Source organism: Alteromonas sp. MB-3u-76 (assembly GCF_002831605.1).
Taxonomy (GTDB): domain Bacteria; phylum Pseudomonadota; class Gammaproteobacteria; order Enterobacterales; family Alteromonadaceae; genus Alteromonas; species Alteromonas hispanica.
On the sequence record NZ_CP025115.1, the window covers coordinates 1965963 to 1987963 of the forward strand.

A 22001-nucleotide genomic window follows, 5' to 3' on the forward strand; every position below is an offset into this window, starting at 1 on the left:
TTTGTGGGTGTCGATACTCTCGCGGTATCGGCTCATTGCCCTGTTTGCCTTACTCATTTTGATAGGCGGACTAAGCATGGGTATCAACCATGTGGTTTTTAATGCGGACTATCATGAGTTTTTTGAAATCAACGATCCGCAGCGCATGAAGTTTGACGAAATCCAAGACGTTTTCGGCAGTAGCGACAATATCATGTTTTTACTGGTTCTCGCATCGCGGGATGTCTTTACGGAAGAAGTTTTTACGGCCATTCATCAACTAACCGAGCGAGCCTGGCAGATCCCGCATTCCTATCGTGTTGATTCACTGACTAACTATCAATATTCATGATCTGTTGGCGACGATCTTATGGTTGAAGATCTACTCCCCGACATTGATAATTTATCGTTTGAAAGACTTGCGTAGGCAAAGGAGGCTGCGTTGCGTGAGCCTGGACTAATGGGGCGGTTACTCAATAATGAAGCCTCGGTAACAGCCGTAAATGTTTTGGTCAATGTTCGCGGTAAACCGGCTAGTGCAGAGCATAATGCGGTGCAATATGCCTATGCATTGAGTGAGGAAATGCGTCGTGAATACCCTCAACTCGATGTTTACCTCTTAGGCGAGGTGATGGCAAATGCGACGTTCAACGAATTATACGTTCAAGGGGTTCTAGGGATTTTCCCCTCTAAAAAGACATAATCCTCTGTAGACCACACCAATAAATGGCTGCGGAGGTGGTTTACTTTCAGCTTGGAGCCTAATCATCCACTATCGGCCTTGTTATTTCGCCAATATTGGGCAATTTCCCAGTATTAGTGAAGTTATACGTTCCGCTTAAGTTGATATTTTGCCACGCAACGGGCGAAACAGCACGAGTGATACCCGCTTTCTCTTCATCTCCTCTCGCTTCAAAGTGTCCCAGCAGATGACTCAGTATCGCGGAGTTGAAGTAGATGATCGCGTTGGCAAGCAATCTTGCACATTCATTCCAGATAGCGATTTCACTCTCGTTTTTGCCTCGGAACTGATCGCCATTCACCGACGCAATAGCCCGTCTCAGGAAGTGCCACGCTTCTCCCCGGTTAAGGGCACGCTGAACGTACTGCCGCAAACTGGCATTGTCTATGTAATCCAGTAAATATTGCGCTTTGACCAGTCGATTATACTCCGTCAGCGCCTGTAATGTCGGGTGCCCCGAAGGATAACCAGACAACTTTCTTACCAGCATTGCCTGTGTCGTTCGCTTTGTCTGAAGTGACAGAAGAATGCGCCTAATATCCTGCCATCCCGTTTCGATGACATTCGTCCTGATGGGCTTTTTCAGGGCAAGGTTGGTGCCGCCGTGTTCATTTTCAGTTACGTCAAACAGATCATTGATGACACTACTGAACTGCGCGTATCGCGGTGCAAAACTGTAACCGCATAGATCCAGTAAGGCGAAGTTAACATGATTGACACCGTGTGTATCTGTCGAGAGTACGTCAGGTTTGATTTCACTGCTGTTGGATTGTAACAGGTCATAAATATAGTGTGATTCGTGCTCGTTGGAACCGATGATCCGAGCATTGAGGGCGCTGTGGTTGGCCACCAGTGTCATGGCCGTGATCCCTTTGTTGGTGCCGAAATACTTAGAGGAGTACCGGGTTTTAAAGGTTTCCAGATGGGTTTCGAATTTCTGACCATCCGCACTGGCATGCAACTGGTCCTCCTGAATATGGTAGTGGCGGAAGATGGGTAGCGCTGCAACCGCATTATTGATCACATCGCTGGCATCATGCAGCGTTTCAGGCCGGATATAGTTGGCCTGCACCGTACTCAGGTGTTCATAGCTTCGATCGGAGATCTGCGCCATGCCATACACACCACGGTGAGTGGCGTTGGCAATCAGAATGGCCAGTAAATCATCCTGATGAGTGAACCCTTGTTTTTGTATCGGAAGTACATGAGTCAGACATTTCATGAACCCGGTTTCGCGCTCTACATACCGCAGTACATCCGCGATATCGACCGGTTGCATTCGCTTAAAAAAGGGATTGTTGACCAGAGATGTAGCGCTTTTGGTCGGCAGACGCCAGCGGGTACCGGTACGATTTTTCATGATCACATTTCGATTGTCTCCCTCATCAATATGGAGAGCAACGTCTTTGAGCGCACTTTCCAGCCGGTGTTGTTGCTCCTGTAACAATAACTCTGCGGGCTGTTTTAGTCTGTCCAGTGTTGATGAGGCCAGCAAGGTATCCTGCGATGTCTGGGGGATCAGGTCGTCTTCCAGTGCGCGGTATTTGGTAACATTTGGCAAATAAATGCGTCCGTTCAGTCGCGAAGTCAACTGGCGGTAGAGCAGCCATTCGTAACGTTGCGGGTTAACGTTATCCTGTTTAACCAACCATGGGAGGTGCTTTTTCGGGATGAGCGACGTATCCATCGTCTTCAGTGGTCCACCGGATGCGATTTCCGTCTGAATCTGTTGAAGTTGGGCGACGACGGCTTCTGAGCCTTTACCGGCCTCACAATCAAGGCACAAGAACACCTGCCTTAACAGTTGCTTCAGGAGATTGCATTGTTCATCGTAATGTTGCCACTGGTACTCTTCCACGGTCCGTTTCTGTTTTTTCAGGTAAAGGCAGAGGGTCTGGATATCCCTGTCATTCATGACCTTCAATGCCTGTTGTCTGACTACTGAGAAGGGTTGATTATCATCAATGTTCTCATCCACAAACAGATGCAGTAACTCTGCCGCTTTTGTGACATTGTCCGCGGCTGACTGCCAGGACAGGAACACTGCTTGTTGTGCAAAGGTGTTGGCAGCTTCTTGTTGCTTGCGGATATGGTAAATGAACCCATCAGTTAACCGTTCCAGTGCCAGTTGTATCCGCTCTGTCAGGTGACATAGCAACCATAGATGCTGCTGTGCGCGTTTGAATCGTTTGAGTTTACTGCCGTAATAGTTGATGAGCTCACCGAAGTGTTGTCGATTTTTAAGAGACAGATTAAGCCCATCGATAACGCCATTGATTTGCGTGCGCCATGGCGCTAACTGATGATAAAGGGCAAGCTCTTTTTTAAGTTCAGGTACGGTCAGACTTTTTGCACCGCCTCTGAGCTGGTTCAGGCTTAGTCCGTCATCAATGGCTGTTATGCTGTCCAGAAAGACGTGAAGTTCAGGACTGGTGAGTTGATTAAGTTGGTGCGCCAGGTCTTTTCTGACCTGCTGCATCGCTCTGCTTATCAGTCTCTGGAGTACGGTGTACCTAGGGATAGCAATGCTGTGACTGGTTAGGAATTCAATAGCAGTATCAAAGAGGTAACGCGGCTCCAGCCAGGCATTGCCCACCTGAACAAGGTGGTCGAAAAGAGAATTGAAGTGCTGACTTTCGTCCCATTTGTGATAACCAGCAAGGTCTAATACTTTTGCGTAGAGTCGATCTTTTTGTTTTTGTGAGGGAGTGAATGGTCTGAGCCCCTTGCCGCCAAGCAGCTCTTTACTGATGAACATTAAATCCTTAGAAACCTGCGAGTAAGCGATATCTAGGATGACGGGCTTTGATTTAAAGTATCCCAAAATCGCGACAAAGTAACATCTATGAGCTCTGAGACGAATTGACCGAAAAACTGCCAATTCCCCATCGTTCAGAGAAAAATACAGACGTTGTTCTTCGATTGAAAAAATGGGTGGGGAATAAAGATCTGCCTGTTCTGCTCTCGTGAGAATAGAAATTTCGTTTTTGATGGCCATATCAGGGCTGTTCCGTATTAAAATGTACGATATCTACCTAATTTGCCACACTTATAAGTAGTAACCTACCTCCACAGCCATTTATTAGTGTGGTCTACAGAGGATTATGTCTTTTTAGAGGGGGAAATCCCCAGAACCCCAATGTGGCTCGATTTTTTGCAGGCTGATATTGTGTCCGGATACAGAGTTGAGCAGCCCGTAGTCGGCCTTCGAGTCGATCCGCCAGAAACGCGTCCCGCCAACGTCAGCCAGGCGCGGACTAAATCGGTATCCAAGCAGACGGAAGAGCCCGAAAACCACATCGCTGTAGGCGCCTGTGTCGGTCATGATCTGGGTCGGCTGAAGGTCGGTCTGCTGTTCCAGGACGACGGCCAGGAGGACCAGGCTATCGCGCAGCGTGCCCGGCACCGTGATGTCGTTCAGCCCTGAAAACTGGTTCGATATGAGGTTGTACCAAGTGACACCGCGACCGACGCCGAAGTATTTTGGGTTCGGCCCGGAATGCACTGATCGAACTGGCACCACGAACCGCATGCCGTCGGCCGACGCGACCTCGCCGCCGCCCCACACATTGGCCAGCGCCGAACGGCCCTGCGCGGCGACCAGCATGATGTTCGCCGCAGTGATGGTGTCGTCGCGCAGGTAGTTCTGGTCCACCCAGGACAACCTGTCGCGCTTGAGCGCCGATACGTCGCCGCGAGTTAGCGGTTCCGGTCCCGTGTTGCACGCCTCGGCCATCAACACAGCGCAGATGCTCACATGCAGATCGGAAGCGCGCGCCGTGCGCTCCGATATGTGGGTGAAGGCATCAGTAAAGCGGGTACGGGCTGCAATCTCCAGGATCAGTTCCGGCAGATCGACGCGCGGCAGCATGCCTGTGACCTTGGCGCGCAGCGCGATCAACGAAGCTGGCTCATCCATTTTGTCCAAAGGACTGAGCACCAGTTCTTTTTTGTCGCCCACCTTCTCAAACCGCACGGCCGGATTGTCGGGCAACCGGGCGGCGACGGCGTGGTAGGTCCGGTCCAGTTCATCGGCAAGGGCCGTCAATGTCGGCCCCGGTACCGCCGAGAGGCCCAGCGTGCGGCAAATGATCGGACGCGTAGATTCCCATTCAGTGCTATCGAGCAGGCCGGCGCGTGGATCGGCGTACCGCCAGCTCGGGGCTACGAACACGTCGCGCCGACGCAGCGCGATACGCAATTCGGAAAGAACGCAGAAAGTGTAAGCGTGGAAGTCGATGGCGTCATCCTCGCGCAGCACATGGCGTTGCCAAGGCTTGGTGATGATTTCGCGTGGCGCGTCGTTGTCGGGTCTCTTTACCATCATGTTAGCGCGAAGCCAAGCAAAGGCGGCGATGAACGGCCCGCCAGCGGCATTCGCGCCAAAGTGGATGTGCTCGGCCAGCGCCGGCAGAAAGCGCCGCACGGTCTTGTACTTCGCGTCCAGTTCCTGGTAGTACACATTGTCAGTCGGTCGAACTAACTTGTTGACGCCGGCAAGGGCCAGCGCGAGCGCGTCCGGCGAAATCCGAGCGAACAACTGCTTGCGCAGCTCGGCATCCGGCACCGTGTCGTCCAGCAGCATCTGACAGGCGCTGGCGAGTGTGGCCGCAGCCTCGTCCAAGTCCTTGAGCGAGCGGAGGCGCGATTTCTTGTCGGCCTTCACGGCGTCACCAAAAAGCTCCCGCAGAATGACTTCGAGCACTTCCAAAGCGTCATCTTGTGCCGATGCTTCGAGACAGTGCACAAACGCTACCAGGGTGGCCAGACGGCGCAGCACCGGTAGGCGAAGGATCGCGCTGGATTTGGCGGCGTCCGCGAATCGTGCCAGCGCTGCGACCCGCGTTGCTGGGATGCGTGTAGCGGCGGGCAAACGGATGCCGAGCTCGCGGACTGCTTGCAGTCGCATCAGCGCCAGGCTCATTGATCGGCTGCTAGCCACCACCGGCCCGGTGCGCAGGCGGTCAAGCGGGGAATTGCGACTGCCGCCTGAAGATACGAGGAGGCCTTCGAGGCGCGTTTGCTGGTCGAGGCTGATCCCACTTCCAAGCGAGCGCCATAATCGCTCCTCGACGCGGGTACGCAGGCGCGCGACGTACCTTTCAAGCGTTGTACATCCAGGCAGAAGCACCTTGTGCGTCACGAGCCATGTTGTGGCGCGCTCGAAAAGTACACTCGGCCGGTCGGTGCCGGTCCAGCACAAGGCGTAGAGCCACCGCGTCAGACGAAAGGCGATCAGAGGTTCCGTGAATTCGACGTAGCCATAGGAAGCGCGAATTTCCGTTGCGTGCTCCCAGCGCTGCTCGCCGGCGCTGTAAGGGTTTGCCTTGTCCAGCGCTTCGATGCGCAGCTGCTTGGCCAGTGTCCGCAGCACGGGCTGAGGCACTGCCAGCGGGTCTTCCAAAAACGTGCCCAAGTAGCGCACCGTCGCGAGTTGGACGGCGAAGCCCAGCCGATTATGCGCACCGCGCTTCGGTGCGATCAATGCATGATCGGTATCGTCTAGGTGAAAATACCGGGCGAGGTCGTGGGGCGAAGGCGGACCGACGTAGCGGCCGTAGTTTTCGCGCTGGTCGTTCGAGAGAAAGCTGACTGGCATGTATGACCGTGCAGAGCTGAGTGTCGCACATTATGCTTGTAAATGTGGAAACAAGTCCGCTTCTAGCCGCTCATAATTCCCTGCCGTCGCCGACCTGCTTAAGCCGCGATGTTTGTCATCCGTCGACCCAGTAAAGAGCCATCCCGCGTCCGACAGTACAGTGAAGCCGACTCTCAGCAGATCGACATTAGTACGTCGCACATCCACGATGCAAAGATGCCACCGATAAGCGAGAACGGAAACAGTACGATCTGGTACATGAGGCTGTCCGGCACCCACACGGCGGCGCAATTAGGACGGTTCTCATCCTCGAGTTCCTTCATGCGTGCCATGAGCGATGCGTCCATCCCGCCGAACTTGGCGCGCCATTCGTAGAACGTGGCGTTGCTGATGCCGTGCTCGCTGCACAGCTCCGGTACAGGGCTGCCGGCTTTGGCTTGTTTCAGGATGGCGATGATCTGGCTGTCGGTAAAGCGGGACGTCTTCATGTAGAGCTTTCTGTTTAAGTAGAAAATCTACTTCTAAACGCGCTCTTTTTGTGGGGGGATTACCCCACCTGCGGATCGGTGAAGACTACCGCGGGCATCGCCGAGTTGTCGTAGCGGAGGCTGTCGCCGTTGAGTGCGTTCTTTGCCGCGAGCTTCGCGCCATAGGCCGCCATGTAGACAAACTGGTCCTTGCCCGTCACATCGCCGGCCACGTAAACGCCAACTTTGGAGGTGCGCATCCGGTCGTCGACGACAATGGTGTCCGCGGGCGTCCGGGCGATCTCAGCTTCCGCTAGGCCAAGGCTTTCCGTGTTCGGCGCGCGACCGGTTGCGACAAGAATCTGCTCGGCCGCAAGCGTCTCAGGGCGTCCGTCCCGAACCAACGTGAGTGCGACGCCGTTCTCTGTCCGACGGACGGACTCGTAGGTCAGACCACCCACGACCTTGATACCCTCATCGGCGAGATAGGGATGAGGACGTAATCGGCCTTGGCCGCCAGCGCCGAAAGCCCAATCGTTCCCAGCGCAATTCCAAGTATTGGGGTCGCGCAGCAGAGCGCTGCGCGACCGCACCGATGACGCCCGTTCGCATAAGGGCGCGATTATTCATTGCGGTCACGTCAGCGCGCGAGAGCCGCGCTCTTCACGCCCGTCGGGGTCGAAGGATAGCCTGCATTCGTGATCGCCTGGGCCAGTGCCTCCGCCGTGACCTTCTCATCGTCGAAGGTCACGGTCGCCGTGGCCCGACCGTCCCGCTCCACGACCACCGCGACCTGGCTGACACCGGAGATGCGCGAGAGAGTTCTCTTTACGATTGGTGCACAGGTGACGCAGCTCACATTCTCAACCGCAAGCGTGGCGGTCCGAGGGGCGGCATAAGCGCCTCCGGCGAGAGTCAAGGCGGCGACGGTCACTGCAGTGCGAATCAAGGTCTTCATGGTCACAAGTCTCCTGGTTTGAAAGGTTGCATCAGAGGTCGAGAAGGAACGGCGCAGCGTAAGGGAACGCCATCGCTGCGAAGACGAGCACGGTCGCAGCCCACAGCCCGATTTTGGCAATCCGGCTCGCGCCCGGGCGAGCACAAGCACTACCTTCCGCGCAGTCCACCTTCGGTTGGCGGTAGACGCGCCAGAAGCCCACAGCGAGAAAGACAAGCGCTGCGACCACAAAGACGGGCTGGTAAGGCGCAAGCGCAGTCAAGTTTCCGATCCACGCCCCGCTCACGCCAATGCTGAACAGAACAAGCGGCAGTATGCAGCAGGACGATGCGCCAACGGCGGCCAGGACGCCGCCCGCCATCAACAGTTTTTGCCCGCCCTGCGACGTCCCTGCTTCGGGTTTGCCGGTCAGCCGCGCCGGGGCCGTTCGAACATACTCACTCATTCCTTGTCTCCTCGATCTTTTCAAGATGTGGCCTGTAGCACCTACAGGTTCAAGTGTTATTTCAGAGCGAGGTCTGCGGCCTCGCGCTCCAGACGCCGCCGACAGGCGCCCTACCACCATAAGTTCGCAAGCGCGGCTCGATCGGTTACATCGAATGTTGATTTTCAGCGGGAGCTGAAGGCGCTTTCTAAGCGGAAGCAGAACCCGCAGCATGGCTTTGATCTCGGGAAGCGAAAGTCGCCTTTGCCTGCGCTGCTCGCCGCGAGGCAGGATCGCGGGGCAGTCCTGCAACCGCAGTTCCCAAGGGATCAGGACGAACCGCTGCACCGGACGACCACCAAAGACCCGATCGACTCGGGAAACGCGCGCGGGATGGCGCAAGCCCGAGACGGGCAAGACCCCGCCCCCGCCGGTCGATGCTCACGCCGGCATAGTGGGCCAGACGAGATTCCGTGTGGGGACCATTTGACACCGGCTTTGTTTGCATTGCTGGGCCACCCGGGTAGATTTCGCAGAGTGCAATCCGCACCTAGGAAGCGAATACCTAGCTGTAGAATCGTTATCCAATCACGATTTTCTCGATGGAATCGTCTGCAGCAGATGTCGATTAAGCTCTTGGCCCAAGCGGAAGCCATCTTGGACGCTTACGATCTCCACTCCTTCATGCTTGGAGGCCCAATCTTTCGCCGTCACGGCCGATGCAAAGAAATGGACGTGGCAACAGAATGACCGACGAATGTCCGCTGTTTCCTGCGGCAGTACCAACGACACTGCGGCGTCGGTCGGTGCGATATCCCGGATTTCGTTCGGCGAAACCGTGAGGGAAACTGGCGCCCCGGTTGCAGCGCAATGCGACGTCACGCGCGCCGTCTGGCCGATGAGGGCCGGAAACATCAGAGTGTCCAGTGCGCACCAAGCGTATAGACGGCGGCCGTCAATCTCAAAGATATGCGAAGTCTCGCGCAAGGTGAGGCCATAACCAACAATATTCCCATCACTATCGTACTCGGTACTAGTCGTCCGTTCGAGTACCGCATTCACTTGCTGAGCAGGCCAGTCGAGAGACTTGGCAAGCGTCGTTCGTGAAACTGGACGCCCCTTGGCAAGCTCACGCAGCAGCACGACGACGAACAGTTCCCCGAAGCCTTGGGGCTGATTGGCTGGCGTCAGACTTTCTGCAATCTCGGTGAGGTAGCGGGTATGTTTCATACTAATTTCCTTTAAGAATGGTTAAGTTTGATTGTTACAAACGTGCGTGAATATAAACTCGGTACCACGGTACTGAGTCAAGTATCCCAGAGCATTAAAATAGAAAAAGGTCACTCTGGCAGTGAATTTTCAACCCAAATAATTGACTAAGAACCTACAAAGCTGTACCAATCTTACTGAAGGAAATAACGATGGAATTCTATTTATGATACAACGCAGTGAATCCAAAAAGTCACTTTTGGTAGCCAGTCTAACTGCAATAGGCGCTTCAGTTTGTTGTGTTGGCCCATTGGTTTTGCTGACGTTAGGTGTTGGTGGAAGCTGGGCGAGTACCTTGACTGCGTTTGAGCCCGTACGACCTATATTTATTTTGATAACGCTTGGTTTGTTAGTGTGGACGTTCAGAAAACTATATATCGCACCACGTCAATGTAATGAAGGTGAGCTATGTGCAATTCCGAGAGTACAGCGGAATCAACGTATTATTTTTTGGGTCGTGTCAGTACTAATTATGCTGTTGCTGACTTTCCCCTACTATGCAGAATTTATTATCACTTAACTTGGAGATTTTTATGATGAAGATAACGACTGATTTCGTACGGTACCTTAATATTTTTATATTTGCCGTTCTTCTTGGGACGTCTTTCAATGCCGCTCAGGCAGAGGAAAGTGTTAGTACGGACGTTAGAACTGCAACATTAGCGGTTGAAAATATGACCTGTGCCATGTGCCCAATTACAGTGAAAAAGTCATTAACCAATTTAGAGGGCGTAATAGATGCCGACGTGAATTTTGACCATAAAACGGCGAAGGTTGTCTATCATGAGAATAGTGTCAGTATTGAACAGCTAACCAAAGCGACAACAAATGTAGGCTACCCCTCGGTCGTATCAAAATAATAGGAGTTCCGTGAAAATAGGAAGGTTAAGAGAGGCATTGCTTTTTTCATGATCTCTATTAAAGCAACCTCGGCATTTTAGGTCGATGTGTACATTTGCATGACTTATGAATTTGAATTTCTTGCCACGTGAGTATGGGTAATAAAATTCTGCCGGCAGTAGCACCGTCCAAAGCAGAAGACTTCAAACGCATTACAAAGGCACTTGAAGTCTTTATTTGTAATAATATAATCTCAGCTAGAAGCAATTTGTTCCTCGTTCCCTTCACAGTACTAACTTGAACCCCAATCACCAAAACACTTGACAGCGTACATTAGTACGGCATTTAGACTTTCTCCATCAACTAACACTCGAGGAGTAAGTTATGTCCCAAAAAGAAACAAGTCTACCACTTATTGGCGGATTTATTGCTGCCGTAGGCGCAGGCATTTGCTGTGCAGGACCACTCATTTTACTCATGCTGGGTGTCAGTGGTTCCTGGATTGGCAGTCTAACGTTCTTTGAACCATACCGGCCCATCTTTATCCTGTTCGTTATATTATTACTTGGTTTTGCAGGATGGAAAGTCTATCGCCCTGTTGAGGATTGCAACCCAGGTGATGCATGTGCCGTGCCTCAAGTTCGCAAGCGTCGACAGTATATTTTTTGGTTAACCGTATTATTTGCCATAGTGTTAGTGACTAGTAACTATTGGGTTGTCTTGCTTGCCTAATAAAAATTGCACAGCAAGCAATGTACTTTGAGAGCCGAGAGAGATACTCGCGCAACTTCTCTTGCTGGCCACTTTTAAGAACGCACACGAGTAAGTAGTATGAAACACTGGTTTAAATCCATTGAAAACGATGTGGCTGGTACGAGCTATTCCTTAGACAAGGTGATAGCAGAGCTAAACTTTGATGCCGATGGGCTCATTCCTGTGATTGCTCAAGATGAGAAGTCAATGAAGGTACTTATGTTTGCCTGGATGAGCAAAGAGTCTTTAGATGAAACACTGAGAACAGGGAAAATGTGCTACTGGTCACGTTCAAGACAAGGCTTGTGGCGAAAAGGTAGCAGCTCTGGCCACTCGCAAACCGTGAAATCCATTGCAGCCGATTGCGATGGCGATGTTCTTCTCGCCGAAGTAAGCCAAGTTGGGTTTGCATGCCATACAAGGCGCCATAGCTGTTTCTATCTAAGGTTTTGGGAAGATAAGGTGACACTGATCGAGTAGTAAGCCCTACAGGGTTTAATTTAGTCACTTTTAATGTGGTGATAGCTCACATTGAGCATCATTGGAACAACCAATAATTTTCCTAACTAATCAGAAGCCCCAGAATTTAGTACTTTTCATTGAGGGAAAACAGATATCGGTCTAACTAACACCTGCCTAGTTTTCTCTTTCAAATACCGGTTAACAAGGACTAAGCTATATAGTGGGAGGTCAATTGTCGACAATAATACCATCCAAGATTTTTGTGGGTGTAAAAATAGCTCATAGGTACCGTTTGTGAAAAGAGGAGGTGAAAAATGACACGAAGTATCAGCAAAGTTGCCAAAGAGCTCGATATAAACGTTGAAACAGTTCGATTTTATGAGCGTAGAGGCTTAATTCTGCAACCGACTAAACCCGAAGTGGGATACCGCCACTATCCCGATGACACAGTGAGTCGAATTCGCTTTATCAAACGCGCACAAGTGCTTGGATTTACGCTAGATGAAATTGCCAACCTCTTGAGTTTGAATGATCACCCATGTGGACAGGTTCAAGAGCTTGCAGAATATAAGTTGAGCACCGTCAAAGAAAAGATGGCAGACCTGAAACGGTTAGAAAGTGCGCTAATGGAGTTATTAACACAATGTAATAGCAATGACGATGATAGTTATTGTCCTATTATCGACTCCCTACAACCCTAGTGACTTTTTCTTATTTTGTCACAAATAACGCTTGACTCCGTACATTGGTACGGCTCATAGACTTATTCAATCGACAACTTATACGAGGAGTAAGCAGTGTCAAAAAAAGAAACTAACCTACCACTTATTGGGGTTCTAGGGATTTTCCCCTCTAAAAAGACATAATCCTCTGTAGACCACACCAATAAATGGCTGCGGAGGTGGTTTACTTTCAGCTTGGAGCCTAATCATCCACTATCGGCCTTGTTATTTCGCCAATATTGGGCAATTTCCCAGTATTAGTGAAGTTATACGTTCCGCTTAAGTTGATATTTTGCCACGCAACGGGCGAAACAGCACGAGTGATACCCGCTTTCTCTTCATCTCCTCTCGCTTCAAAGTGTCCCAGCAGATGACTCAGTATCGCGGAGTTGAAGTAGATGATCGCGTTGGCAAGCAATCTTGCACATTCATTCCAGATAGCGATTTCACTCTCGTTTTTGCCTCGGAACTGATCGCCATTCACCGACGCAATAGCCCGTCTCAGGAAGTGCCACGCTTCTCCCCGGTTAAGGGCACGCTGAACGTACTGCCGCAAACTGGCATTGTCTATGTAATCCAGTAAATATTGCGCTTTGACCAGTCGATTATACTCCGTCAGCGCCTGTAATGTCGGGTGCCCCGAAGGATAACCAGACAACTTTCTTACCAGCATTGCCTGTGTCGTTCGCTTTGTCTGAAGTGACAGAAGAATGCGCCTAATATCCTGCCATCCCGTTTCGATGACATTCGTCCTGATGGGCTTTTTCAGGGCAAGGTTGGTGCCGCCGTGTTCATTTTCAGTTACGTCAAACAGATCATTGATGACACTACTGAACTGCGCGTATCGCGGTGCAAAACTGTAACCGCATAGATCCAGTAAGGCGAAGTTAACATGATTGACACCGTGTGTATCTGTCGAGAGTACGTCAGGTTTGATTTCACTGCTGTTGGATTGTAACAGGTCATAAATATAGTGTGATTCGTGCTCGTTGGAACCGATGATCCGAGCATTGAGGGCGCTGTGGTTGGCCACCAGTGTCATGGCCGTGATCCCTTTGTTGGTGCCGAAATACTTAGAGGAGTACCGGGTTTTAAAGGTTTCCAGATGGGTTTCGAATTTCTGACCATCCGCACTGGCATGCAACTGGTCCTCCTGAATATGGTAGTGGCGGAAGATGGGTAGCGCTGCAACCGCATTATTGATCACATCGCTGGCATCATGCAGCGTTTCAGGCCGGATATAGTTGGCCTGCACCGTACTCAGGTGTTCATAGCTTCGATCGGAGATCTGCGCCATGCCATACACACCACGGTGAGTGGCGTTGGCAATCAGAATGGCCAGTAAATCATCCTGATGAGTGAACCCTTGTTTTTGTATCGGAAGTACATGAGTCAGACATTTCATGAACCCGGTTTCGCGCTCTACATACCGCAGTACATCCGCGATATCGACCGGTTGCATTCGCTTAAAAAAGGGATTGTTGACCAGAGATGTAGCGCTTTTGGTCGGCAGACGCCAGCGGGTACCGGTACGATTTTTCATGATCACATTTCGATTGTCTCCCTCATCAATATGGAGAGCAACGTCTTTGAGCGCACTTTCCAGCCGGTGTTGTTGCTCCTGTAACAATAACTCTGCGGGCTGTTTTAGTCTGTCCAGTGTTGATGAGGCCAGCAAGGTATCCTGCGATGTCTGGGGGATCAGGTCGTCTTCCAGTGCGCGGTATTTGGTAACATTTGGCAAATAAATGCGTCCGTTCAGTCGCGAAGTCAACTGGCGGTAGAGCAGCCATTCGTAACGTTGCGGGTTAACGTTATCCTGTTTAACCAACCATGGGAGGTGCTTTTTCGGGATGAGCGACGTATCCATCGTCTTCAGTGGTCCACCGGATGCGATTTCCGTCTGAATCTGTTGAAGTTGGGCGACGACGGCTTCTGAGCCTTTACCGGCCTCACAATCAAGGCACAAGAACACCTGCCTTAACAGTTGCTTCAGGAGATTGCATTGTTCATCGTAATGTTGCCACTGGTACTCTTCCACGGTCCGTTTCTGTTTTTTCAGGTAAAGGCAGAGGGTCTGGATATCCCTGTCATTCATGACCTTCAATGCCTGTTGTCTGACTACTGAGAAGGGTTGATTATCATCAATGTTCTCATCCACAAACAGATGCAGTAACTCTGCCGCTTTTGTGACATTGTCCGCGGCTGACTGCCAGGACAGGAACACTGCTTGTTGTGCAAAGGTGTTGGCAGCTTCTTGTTGCTTGCGGATATGGTAAATGAACCCATCAGTTAACCGTTCCAGTGCCAGTTGTATCCGCTCTGTCAGGTGACATAGCAACCATAGATGCTGCTGTGCGCGTTTGAATCGTTTGAGTTTACTGCCGTAATAGTTGATGAGCTCACCGAAGTGTTGTCGATTTTTAAGAGACAGATTAAGCCCATCGATAACGCCATTGATTTGCGTGCGCCATGGCGCTAACTGATGATAAAGGGCAAGCTCTTTTTTAAGTTCAGGTACGGTCAGACTTTTTGCACCGCCTCTGAGCTGGTTCAGGCTTAGTCCGTCATCAATGGCTGTTATGCTGTCCAGAAAGACGTGAAGTTCAGGACTGGTGAGTTGATTAAGTTGGTGCGCCAGGTCTTTTCTGACCTGCTGCATCGCTCTGCTTATCAGTCTCTGGAGTACGGTGTACCTAGGGATAGCAATGCTGTGACTGGTTAGGAATTCAATAGCAGTATCAAAGAGGTAACGCGGCTCCAGCCAGGCATTGCCCACCTGAACAAGGTGGTCGAAAAGAGAATTGAAGTGCTGACTTTCGTCCCATTTGTGATAACCAGCAAGGTCTAATACTTTTGCGTAGAGTCGATCTTTTTGTTTTTGTGAGGGAGTGAATGGTCTGAGCCCCTTGCCGCCAAGCAGCTCTTTACTGATGAACATTAAATCCTTAGAAACCTGCGAGTAAGCGATATCTAGGATGACGGGCTTTGATTTGAAGTATCCCAAAATCGCGACAAAGTAACATCTATGAGCTCTGAGACGAATTGACCGAAAAACTGCCAATTCCGCATCGTTCAGAGAAAAGTACAGACGTTGTTCTTCGATTGAAAAAATGGGTGGGGAATAAAGATCTGCCTGTTCTGCTCTCGTGAGAATAGTAATTTCGTTTTTGATGGCCATATCAGGGCTGTTCCGTATTAAATGTACGATATTTACCTAATTTGCCACACTTATAAGTAGTAACCCACCTCCGCAGCCATTTATTGGTGTGGTCTACAGAGGATTATGTCTTTTTAGAGGGGAAAATCCCTAGAACCCCAATTGGGGAGGCTGTTATTGGCGGCACACTCATGTAAACTTGAGCAATAATAATGACATTGGGGGCGAGATGACCGCATTCAAGCTTCCGTCGAAGTCGGCGGTTTACAAACAGATCCGAGATGTCGGCATTAGTAGGGCTACCCTCAATAGAGTGCTGCCTGCGTGGTGGGATGATGCATTATTACAAAGCAACTCAGGTTTTTTACAGTTTGCCAAAGTACTTGATCAACGATTAGGATTAAGTGTCTCAGTCAACGATGGCAACGTATCATTTTTACCCGCTGCTTACACGGTACAATTTAAAAAGCGCGCTCATATCGATATTCAACAATTGTCTGACGCAACTTTTTTATGTCAAGCGGTGGCAAATACACTTATCACAGTGCTCGAGTACAATCACTGCACACCCGATCTTATCCGTTTACAACAGTCGTTGGACTCATTAGGGGAACTCACATTAGCCAACGTGTTGCCAATTTTTTGGGCTTGCCATATACCAGTCATTCATGTGTCTCGCTTTCCAACCAATATTGCACGACCTGCGGGAATGGTGATGCGCTCTAATGAGCATTATGCCACCGTACTGGGTCATAAACACAAGAGTCCCTCTACGCAGCTTTTTGTATTGTTACATGTGCTTGGGCATATCATGTGTGATCACCTCACGCAGGATGGAAGCTTAACGGATTCAGTGTTACCTGAATTAGGGGAATCATTAGAAGTTGAGACCGACCCACAGGAAGACGAAGCCGATGCGTATGCGCTTCGACTGCTGCGCAAAGAGACAGATATTGTTTCAATGGTAAAGCGACTTGGGCGATTGAGTCGACCTGCTGAATTGGCTATTCAGGCTAAGCGTTCAAGCCAAGCGAGCGGCGTCAGTGCTGGGCACTTTGCATTGACGTATGGGCGCGAAACAAGAGATTGGATTTTGACTCAGCAAGCGATGCGGTTTTTAGAAAAGGGAAACGCCATAGCGACATTACAATTTTCATGTGCTGAGGCAATGCAGCAGCTAGACGTGCGTTCAGAGGATAGTGAGTATCTAATGAGTATGCAGTCTGGGTAGCATAGTGAAAATTAATATTTTTACGGATAACGATGTCATTTTTAAATTGGCACGTTATGCATTATTGACTGACTGTGTCGACCTGTTTACTCATCACAGCTATGTGTTCCGTTACCTTAATGCATTGCCATATGTTGCGGGCATACACACCCCTTCAAGAGCGAATAAAATGGGATTCGAACCGGCGCACATACAAAGTATTCTTTATTTTGTATCTCACAGCGAACCTGTCACAATCTCCGACGAGCAAGCCCTTGATGTTATTGCACAACTTCGTACCCCTCACCTTGACGCAGGAGATCTTATTCTCACGTTTGGCGCTCAAGAAAACAAACCATCAAACCTTTTTACGGGTGATAAAGAGCTTTAAAGGCGGTTAACCGAATGCAACATAACGGTGTATTAGCAATGGAAGGTTGCCATATGCTCGTCTTGGAAGAGGCTATCCGTTTGCTTATGATGTGTGGTGATAAAGATCAGGTTATTGCAAGTATCCAATCTCGTCCACATGTAGATAAAGCGATTGATATATGTTTTCGTGACATAGCGTCGGTAGACGACGCCTTGAAAAGCTACATAGAAAGCATTCGTTCTCAGTGCAGTTTACTGTCATTCGGGTCAACCCCAAACATTTGTTAACATGGACATTTGGCCTGTTATTTGCTTTAGATAATGTGTGTGTTATCCGGCACACCAGTTTTTAATGAGATCAACGCGAACAGAAGGGTTTCCACGATGCTAAATACCGATTTACTCCAAGTCACGAACACGCCAAATCAAGCCATTAAACCAACAGACAACGAAACCAAACAAAGTGAAGACGGGGGTTGTAACAAAGAGAAGTTTGAAGATTCGCTAGAAAAAGCTTTCAAAGCATTCTCGACAAAGAGTGACGATTAAAAACGTGGCAAGTTTTGGCCGCTGGAAGCGCCTATTTTCCCATTGCGGGCAAATGGGCGCATAAAGTATTTTAGAGCAATTTGGAAAGTGATTGTGGCTTCATCAATAGGTGTTAGAGCAACACCCAATGTTTAAGCTCCAATTGCTTGATAAAGCATCCAAATTCCAGCGCCAATCATAAACAAATTTTCAGTAAGCGAAACAAAACCGAGGGGAACATTACTGTCTCCGCCGACGCAAGCGCATTTCAACTCGCGTTTATCTACGTAAACAGCTTTAAATACCGATACTGCACCAATGGTTCCAATAAAGAGAGATACGGGGCCAACGACATAGCCTGATATTCCGGCAAGCATACCAATCCCAGCGAACGCTTCCGCAAATGGATAAACGTAACCGTATCGCACACTGCGCATCGCTAGTAAATCATAAGTAATAAAAGAATTAGTAAAGCCATATAAATCGCGTAATTTTTGAATCGCAAGAATCGACATACTAAGTGCAACAAAGACTTCGATGACTGTAACTGTCGAAAGTGACCCAATTGTGCCGGCGTGCGCGAATACAATACCTAACGCCATTAGAAATGCGGTCGCAAAAATGGCAATAACCGGCGTGTAGGTTGTGCCAGTCTGCCCCGCTTCTCCCATATCAAAAAACTCCCTTAGCTCGTCATATCCCCCAATACGGTTTTCCTCAATAAATGTTTGAGGTGTTGTTTCAACGCCATGTTTTTCCTTAAATTTATCTGTTTCTTCACGAGAGCTAAGTTTATGATCGTCGATTTTATATCCTTTTCTTTCCAACAGGTCTTTTGAACGTAAACCATAGGGGCAAATGTGCCCCTTCGTATGCATTCTGTAAAGCGTTGCAGATTTACTCATGTTTGTTCTCCGGTATAAAATAATAATAAAAGATAGTTGTTACTTTTTACTAAAATCGGGGACAGGGCGCTGAATTGCCTCATTCGCTGAGGACACAATGCCATTTTTATTGATATCTGAGATTAACCATTTCATTTCCTTAATCTCGCGCTCTTGAGCGTTTATAATTTCTTCGGCCAATTTTTGAACTCGGACATCATCAATATTTGCACGCTCACTGGTTAAGATCGCAATAGAGTGGTGAGGTATCATTGCTTTCATCCACGCGCGACCTTCAATGGTAGCTTGCGATCGCACCAAAAATAGCGCCAAACAAAAAATAACGACACTGCCTATTAAAATTGAAACGTTTTTTATTTTGCTTTCATACATGGGCAGCATAAATAGCAGCATGATGACCGCCATCATCGCCCCCATGTAGATAGCCATGTATAAGCGAGTCTCGCTAAAGAAAACATGCTCAATTGAATATGAATTGAAGTACATCATAACCAACATAAAGGCGGTAGAGGTAAGTATCATTGCGAAAAATTTAGTATATTTAGTCATGTTTAATTCCTTGAATTCTAGATTAATGTTTCATGTATTTAATTAAAACAGAGGCTGAACAGCTCACCAGTAAAAAGCCAGTCATTGCTTCTATTCCAGCAAGAAATCTCAAATGAGAAGTCGCTTCAATCTGGCCAAGTCCAAGCGTGGTCAGGTTGATTAGGGAAAAATAGAAAAGCTCAATAAATTGGTTTAGGCTGCCACCATTTACGTTCCCTAGACCCATTGCTATGGACACTTTAAAAGCAAACGTGAACCACAGAGCTGCTAGCAATTGAGACGCTGTAATCCCACAAAAAAGTACAATTAAACCGCGTGCTCCATTACGAAGGCGGGCTATGAATTTCGTCAAGTACTGCAATATGCGGTAATGGCTAATTGCACTTGCGGTAATTGCTAATAATGCTATTGATAACTGAATTAGTATCGCCATAAACTGTTGGGATAATTCAGGCATTAGAACCACACACGGGCACCGAGAACCACACCCGTTTCATGAACAGGATCGCCTATGCCACGTAGATTATCCGCTGACGCTCCCAAGGCTCTAGACCAATAAGCACCAATATACGGGGCAAATTCCCGTGAGACCTCCATTCGATAGCGTAAGCCAACACGAATTGAATTAAACCCAGAAGGTCTATCAAACCGTTCTGACTCAGAAAGTGAAGCAGACAGTGATATTCGCGGTTGCAAATATGAGGTTTGTGACATGCGATAGTCATACTCGGCTTCCATTGAAACACTGACATCACCGTCTTCGTTAATAATAAGTGAACTATCTACTTCAAATTGATAGGGAGCCATTCCAAAAAGGCTAACTACAGCATAATTTTCCATATTACTGTCACTCGTCAATTCGCCACGGGCACCAATTCCAACCTGAATTTCCCAAAAAGGTGCAATTAAGCGACTAGCAAGCAGTTCAGCTCTTTCAATATCCGTTGGCTCCCCATCGTTTTGTTTATTTTCACCTTCACTTTTAAAATAAAGACGGTACGTGTCGCCTCCATACCATGCGATCATATCCCAAACCGCGATGTTCTCCTCACGGTTGTTGCGCGCTACTTCTAGCCTGTCAAATAGAACAATACCATTAAGTGTATCTTTGACAGGCGATGGCCAGCTTTCAGGTGTTTCTTGTGCGACACTACGAAGTGTTACGGTAAGTATTATTAGTCCAAATATAATTCGTAAATTCATGAAGGTACCCCTTAAGAAACGTTTACAACGCGGAACATACCAGCGTCCATGTGATATAGAAGGTGACAATGAAATGCCCAATTTCCGGGTGCGTCAGCGCTGATCAGTAAAGAGACTTTTTCGCTCGGTTTGAGACTGATCGTGTGTTTACGGGGGGAAGGGGAGTTACCATTTTCTAGCTCCATCCACATACCGTGAAGATGGATGGGGTGATACATCATCGAATCATTGACAAGAATAAGGCGCACGCGTTCCCCGTACTTGAAATGAACGGGCTTATCCACTTCAGTGAATTTTTTGCCATCAAAAGACCACATGTATCTTTCCATGTTACCGGTCAAATGCAGTTCGATGGTTTGTGTTGGTTCACGGTTATCTGGCCACTGCTTGGCACCTGTAAGGTCTGAATAAACAAGTACCTTGTGAGAAACCCCATCAAACCCTATTCCAGGGTCGTCTAGTCGGCTGACCGGGTTTTTGGCAATCATAGACGCACCTGGTCCGTGGCCGTCCGGTGAGTGCTTAATAGGAATTCCATCCACAGGAACTACCTTGTTCTGCATCGCTGCCATCGAATGATTAGGGCCGTGATTTTCTTGGTCACCATAAGTCTCCTTGTTGTTCGTAGCGGCCATCGAATCCATGTTAGCCATTTCATCCATTCCCGACATCCCCATAGCATCCATACCTAATTCAGGCATTGGGCGAAGTGCTGGGATACTTGCTTCTTTGCCGACAGATGTTGCCAATGTGCCTCTGGCATAGCCGCTTCTGTCCATGCTTTGTGCAAAAATAGTATAGGTTTTAGTATCTTTGGGTTTTACGATGACATCATAGGTCTCTGCAACAGCGATCCGTATTTCACCTACTGTTACTGGCTTAACAGGCTGACCATCTACTGCAACAACTGTCAGATCCAACCCGGGAACTTGGAAGTCAAAATAGGTCATTGCTGACCCGTTAATAAGCCTAAGGCGTATGCTTTCTCCGGGTTTGTACAATGCAGTCCAGTTTGTTTGTGGGTCACGGCCGTTCATCAGGTATGTATAGGTCGCGCCAGTTACATCGAGTATATCTCTTGGGTTCATGCGCATACGGGACCACATTGCTCGTTCTTTGACCGTATTGATCAGTCCTTGGCTCTTAATATCTTTAATCGTGTTTTCGACTGTACGTTGCTGATAATTATAATAGCCCTCAGCAACTTTAAGGTGACGGAAAACATCATGCGGATCTTCGAAGGTCCAGTCGCTGAGAATAATGGTGTGCTCCCGATCTGCACCGATGTCGCCGTCTTTTGGTTCAATAACCATGGGACCAAGGTGCCCAAGCTGCTCCTGAAGACCTGAATGACTGTGGTACCAATATGTACCGTTTTGTTCAATATCGAATTCATAGGTAAAGGTACTGCCAGCGGCGATACCGGGAAACGATACGCCAGGTACACCGTCCATCGTGTAAGGGAGTATCAATCCGTGCCAGTGGATTGACGTACTTTCAAGCAAGTTGTTAGTTACATTTATAGTGACATGCTGACCTTCTTTTAGACGCACTAACGGGCCCGGTGACGAACCATTAATTGTAATTGGTAGGCCAGGTGCGCTTGCAATACGCTTGTGCTGCCTGCTAATCATCATATTGATGTTTTCCCCGCTGACAACGTTGTTTCCAAAACTTGGTTTTAACTCTTGCCCAGCATGAGATAAGCCCTCTGGATTAGCCCAGGCTGGTGAAATTTGACGTAAAAGCGCTGTCCCACCTAATGTCAAAGCGGCAGACTTAACGAATCTGCGCCTATCTTTATTTAATTTGTTTAACATAAATTGTTCTCTAATTTGATGGATAGATTCAGACACATG

The 22001-nt window shown here is 48.9% G+C and carries 23 protein-coding genes and 2 pseudogenes; 11 read left to right on the top strand and 14 right to left on the bottom strand.

What is annotated here, in order from left to right; translation table 11 throughout:
* Window positions 1–7 precede the first annotated feature (7 nt).
* Window positions 8–331 (top strand): hypothetical protein, encoded by a 324-nt coding sequence (locus CW735_RS08670; RefSeq protein ID WP_157812667.1) that lies wholly within the window; start codon window positions 8–10, stop codon window positions 329–331.
* A 90-nt stretch (window positions 332–421) separates the two neighbouring features.
* On the top strand, window positions 422–682 hold the full coding sequence (locus CW735_RS08675) for a hypothetical protein (RefSeq protein ID WP_156844032.1): 261 nt from the start codon (window positions 422–424) through the stop codon (window positions 680–682).
* 58 nt (window positions 683–740) lie between these two features.
* On the opposite strand, the gene CW735_RS08680 is transcribed toward CW735_RS08675, so the two are convergent.
* From CW735_RS08680 to merB, 8 genes and pseudogenes are all read right to left on the bottom strand, one after another.
* Window positions 741–3719 carry a Tn3-like element ISShfr9 family transposase gene (locus CW735_RS08680; protein ID WP_100971720.1) on the bottom strand — a complete coding sequence of 993 codons (2979 nt, stop codon included), beginning with the start codon at window positions 3717–3719 and terminating at the stop codon, window positions 741–743.
* Window positions 3720–3857: 138 nt separating this feature from the next.
* Window positions 3858–6320 (bottom strand): annotated as a pseudogene (locus CW735_RS08685) (Tn3 family transposase); the annotation flags it as partial.
* A 296-nt stretch (window positions 6321–6616) separates the two neighbouring features.
* Window positions 6617–6808, bottom strand: a pseudogene (locus CW735_RS08690) (transposase); the annotation flags it as partial.
* 59 nt (window positions 6809–6867) lie between these two features.
* Complete coding sequence (locus CW735_RS08695; RefSeq protein WP_442857507.1) at window positions 6868–7248, bottom strand: FAD-dependent oxidoreductase; 381 nt, start codon at window positions 7246–7248, stop codon at window positions 6868–6870.
* Window positions 7236–7346, bottom strand: coding sequence for a mercury resistance system transport protein MerF (locus CW735_RS20120; protein ID WP_226993068.1), 111 nt, complete (start codon window positions 7344–7346; stop codon window positions 7236–7238). The genes CW735_RS08695 and CW735_RS20120 overlap by 13 nt, the downstream gene beginning before the upstream one ends.
* Before the next feature lie 81 nt (window positions 7347–7427).
* The gene (locus CW735_RS08700) at window positions 7428–7745 is read right to left on the bottom strand and encodes a heavy-metal-associated domain-containing protein (RefSeq protein WP_040514076.1); all 318 of its coding nucleotides are present in this window, start codon (window positions 7743–7745) and stop codon (window positions 7428–7430) included.
* Window positions 7746–7776: 31 nt separating this feature from the next.
* Complete coding sequence (locus CW735_RS08705; RefSeq protein ID WP_040514080.1) at window positions 7777–8190, bottom strand: mercuric transporter MerT family protein; 414 nt, start codon at window positions 8188–8190, stop codon at window positions 7777–7779.
* Between the two features lie 567 nt (window positions 8191–8757).
* On the bottom strand, window positions 8758–9399 hold the full coding sequence (gene merB, locus CW735_RS08710; protein ID WP_100971733.1) for an organomercurial lyase MerB: 642 nt from the start codon (window positions 9397–9399) through the stop codon (window positions 8758–8760).
* A 205-nt stretch (window positions 9400–9604) separates the two neighbouring features.
* On the opposite strand from merB, the gene CW735_RS08715 reads away from it, so the two are divergent.
* The 5 genes from CW735_RS08715 to merR all read left to right on the top strand — a co-directional run bounded on the left by CW735_RS08715 (window position 9605) and on the right by merR (window position 12194).
* Window positions 9605–9958: a mercuric transporter MerT family protein gene (locus CW735_RS08715; protein WP_007106067.1), complete on the top strand. Its 354-nt coding sequence runs from the start codon at window positions 9605–9607 to the stop codon at window positions 9956–9958.
* Window positions 9959–9971: 13 nt separating this feature from the next.
* Window positions 9972–10298, top strand: coding sequence for a heavy-metal-associated domain-containing protein (locus CW735_RS08720; RefSeq protein WP_012517600.1), 327 nt, complete (start codon window positions 9972–9974; stop codon window positions 10296–10298).
* A gap of 364 nt (window positions 10299–10662) precedes the next feature.
* Window positions 10663–11010 carry a mercuric transporter MerT family protein gene (locus CW735_RS08725; protein WP_007106065.1) on the top strand — a complete coding sequence of 116 codons (348 nt, stop codon included), beginning with the start codon at window positions 10663–10665 and terminating at the stop codon, window positions 11008–11010.
* A 99-nt stretch (window positions 11011–11109) separates the two neighbouring features.
* Window positions 11110–11511, top strand: coding sequence for a phosphoribosyl-AMP cyclohydrolase (gene hisI, locus CW735_RS08730; RefSeq protein WP_007106064.1), 402 nt, complete (start codon window positions 11110–11112; stop codon window positions 11509–11511).
* A gap of 296 nt (window positions 11512–11807) precedes the next feature.
* Window positions 11808–12194, top strand: a complete 387-nt coding sequence (gene merR, locus CW735_RS08735; protein WP_012517601.1) for an Hg(II)-responsive transcriptional regulator — start codon at window positions 11808–11810, stop codon at window positions 12192–12194.
* 223 nt (window positions 12195–12417) lie between these two features.
* Here merR and CW735_RS08740 read toward each other — a convergent pair whose 3' ends face one another.
* Entirely contained in the window at window positions 12418–15396 is a 2979-nt protein-coding gene (locus tag CW735_RS08740) for a Tn3-like element ISShfr9 family transposase (protein WP_100971735.1), read from the bottom strand.
* A gap of 208 nt (window positions 15397–15604) precedes the next feature.
* On the opposite strand from CW735_RS08740, the gene CW735_RS08745 reads away from it, so the two are divergent.
* From CW735_RS08745 to CW735_RS08755, 4 genes are all read left to right on the top strand, one after another.
* Window positions 15605–16606 carry an ImmA/IrrE family metallo-endopeptidase gene (locus CW735_RS08745; protein ID WP_071980013.1) on the top strand — a complete coding sequence of 334 codons (1002 nt, stop codon included), beginning with the start codon at window positions 15605–15607 and terminating at the stop codon, window positions 16604–16606.
* Window positions 16607–16610: 4 nt separating this feature from the next.
* The gene (locus CW735_RS19905; RefSeq protein ID WP_232230483.1) at window positions 16611–16976 is read left to right on the top strand and encodes a hypothetical protein; all 366 of its coding nucleotides are present in this window, start codon (window positions 16611–16613) and stop codon (window positions 16974–16976) included.
* A 14-nt stretch (window positions 16977–16990) separates the two neighbouring features.
* Window positions 16991–17245 carry a hypothetical protein gene (locus CW735_RS19910; RefSeq protein ID WP_232368399.1) on the top strand — a complete coding sequence of 85 codons (255 nt, stop codon included), beginning with the start codon at window positions 16991–16993 and terminating at the stop codon, window positions 17243–17245.
* Window positions 17246–17341: 96 nt separating this feature from the next.
* The gene (locus CW735_RS08755) at window positions 17342–17506 is read left to right on the top strand and encodes a hypothetical protein (RefSeq protein ID WP_044447465.1); all 165 of its coding nucleotides are present in this window, start codon (window positions 17342–17344) and stop codon (window positions 17504–17506) included.
* A gap of 131 nt (window positions 17507–17637) precedes the next feature.
* Here the strand turns inward: CW735_RS08755 and CW735_RS08760 are convergent, their stop codons facing one another.
* Genes CW735_RS08760 through CW735_RS08780 form a run of 5 tightly spaced genes read right to left on the bottom strand, consistent with a single transcriptional unit; the run spans window position 17638 to window position 21962 of the window.
* The gene (locus tag CW735_RS08760) at window positions 17638–18390 is read right to left on the bottom strand and encodes a MauE/DoxX family redox-associated membrane protein (protein WP_100971737.1); all 753 of its coding nucleotides are present in this window, start codon (window positions 18388–18390) and stop codon (window positions 17638–17640) included.
* Window positions 18391–18429: 39 nt separating this feature from the next.
* Window positions 18430–18939 carry a DUF305 domain-containing protein gene (locus tag CW735_RS08765; RefSeq protein WP_071980011.1) on the bottom strand — a complete coding sequence of 170 codons (510 nt, stop codon included), beginning with the start codon at window positions 18937–18939 and terminating at the stop codon, window positions 18430–18432.
* 22 nt (window positions 18940–18961) lie between these two features.
* Window positions 18962–19396, bottom strand: a complete 435-nt coding sequence (locus CW735_RS08770) for a two pore domain potassium channel family protein (protein WP_198033555.1) — start codon at window positions 19394–19396, stop codon at window positions 18962–18964.
* Window positions 19396–20142: a copper resistance protein B gene (locus CW735_RS08775; RefSeq protein WP_071980010.1), complete on the bottom strand. Its 747-nt coding sequence runs from the start codon at window positions 20140–20142 to the stop codon at window positions 19396–19398. Before CW735_RS08775 ends, CW735_RS08770 begins: the two co-directional genes overlap by 1 nt.
* Window positions 20143–20153: 11 nt before the next feature.
* Window positions 20154–21962 carry a copper resistance system multicopper oxidase gene (locus CW735_RS08780; RefSeq protein ID WP_071980009.1) on the bottom strand — a complete coding sequence of 603 codons (1809 nt, stop codon included), beginning with the start codon at window positions 21960–21962 and terminating at the stop codon, window positions 20154–20156.
* Between the last annotated feature and the right edge of the window lie 39 nt (window positions 21963–22001).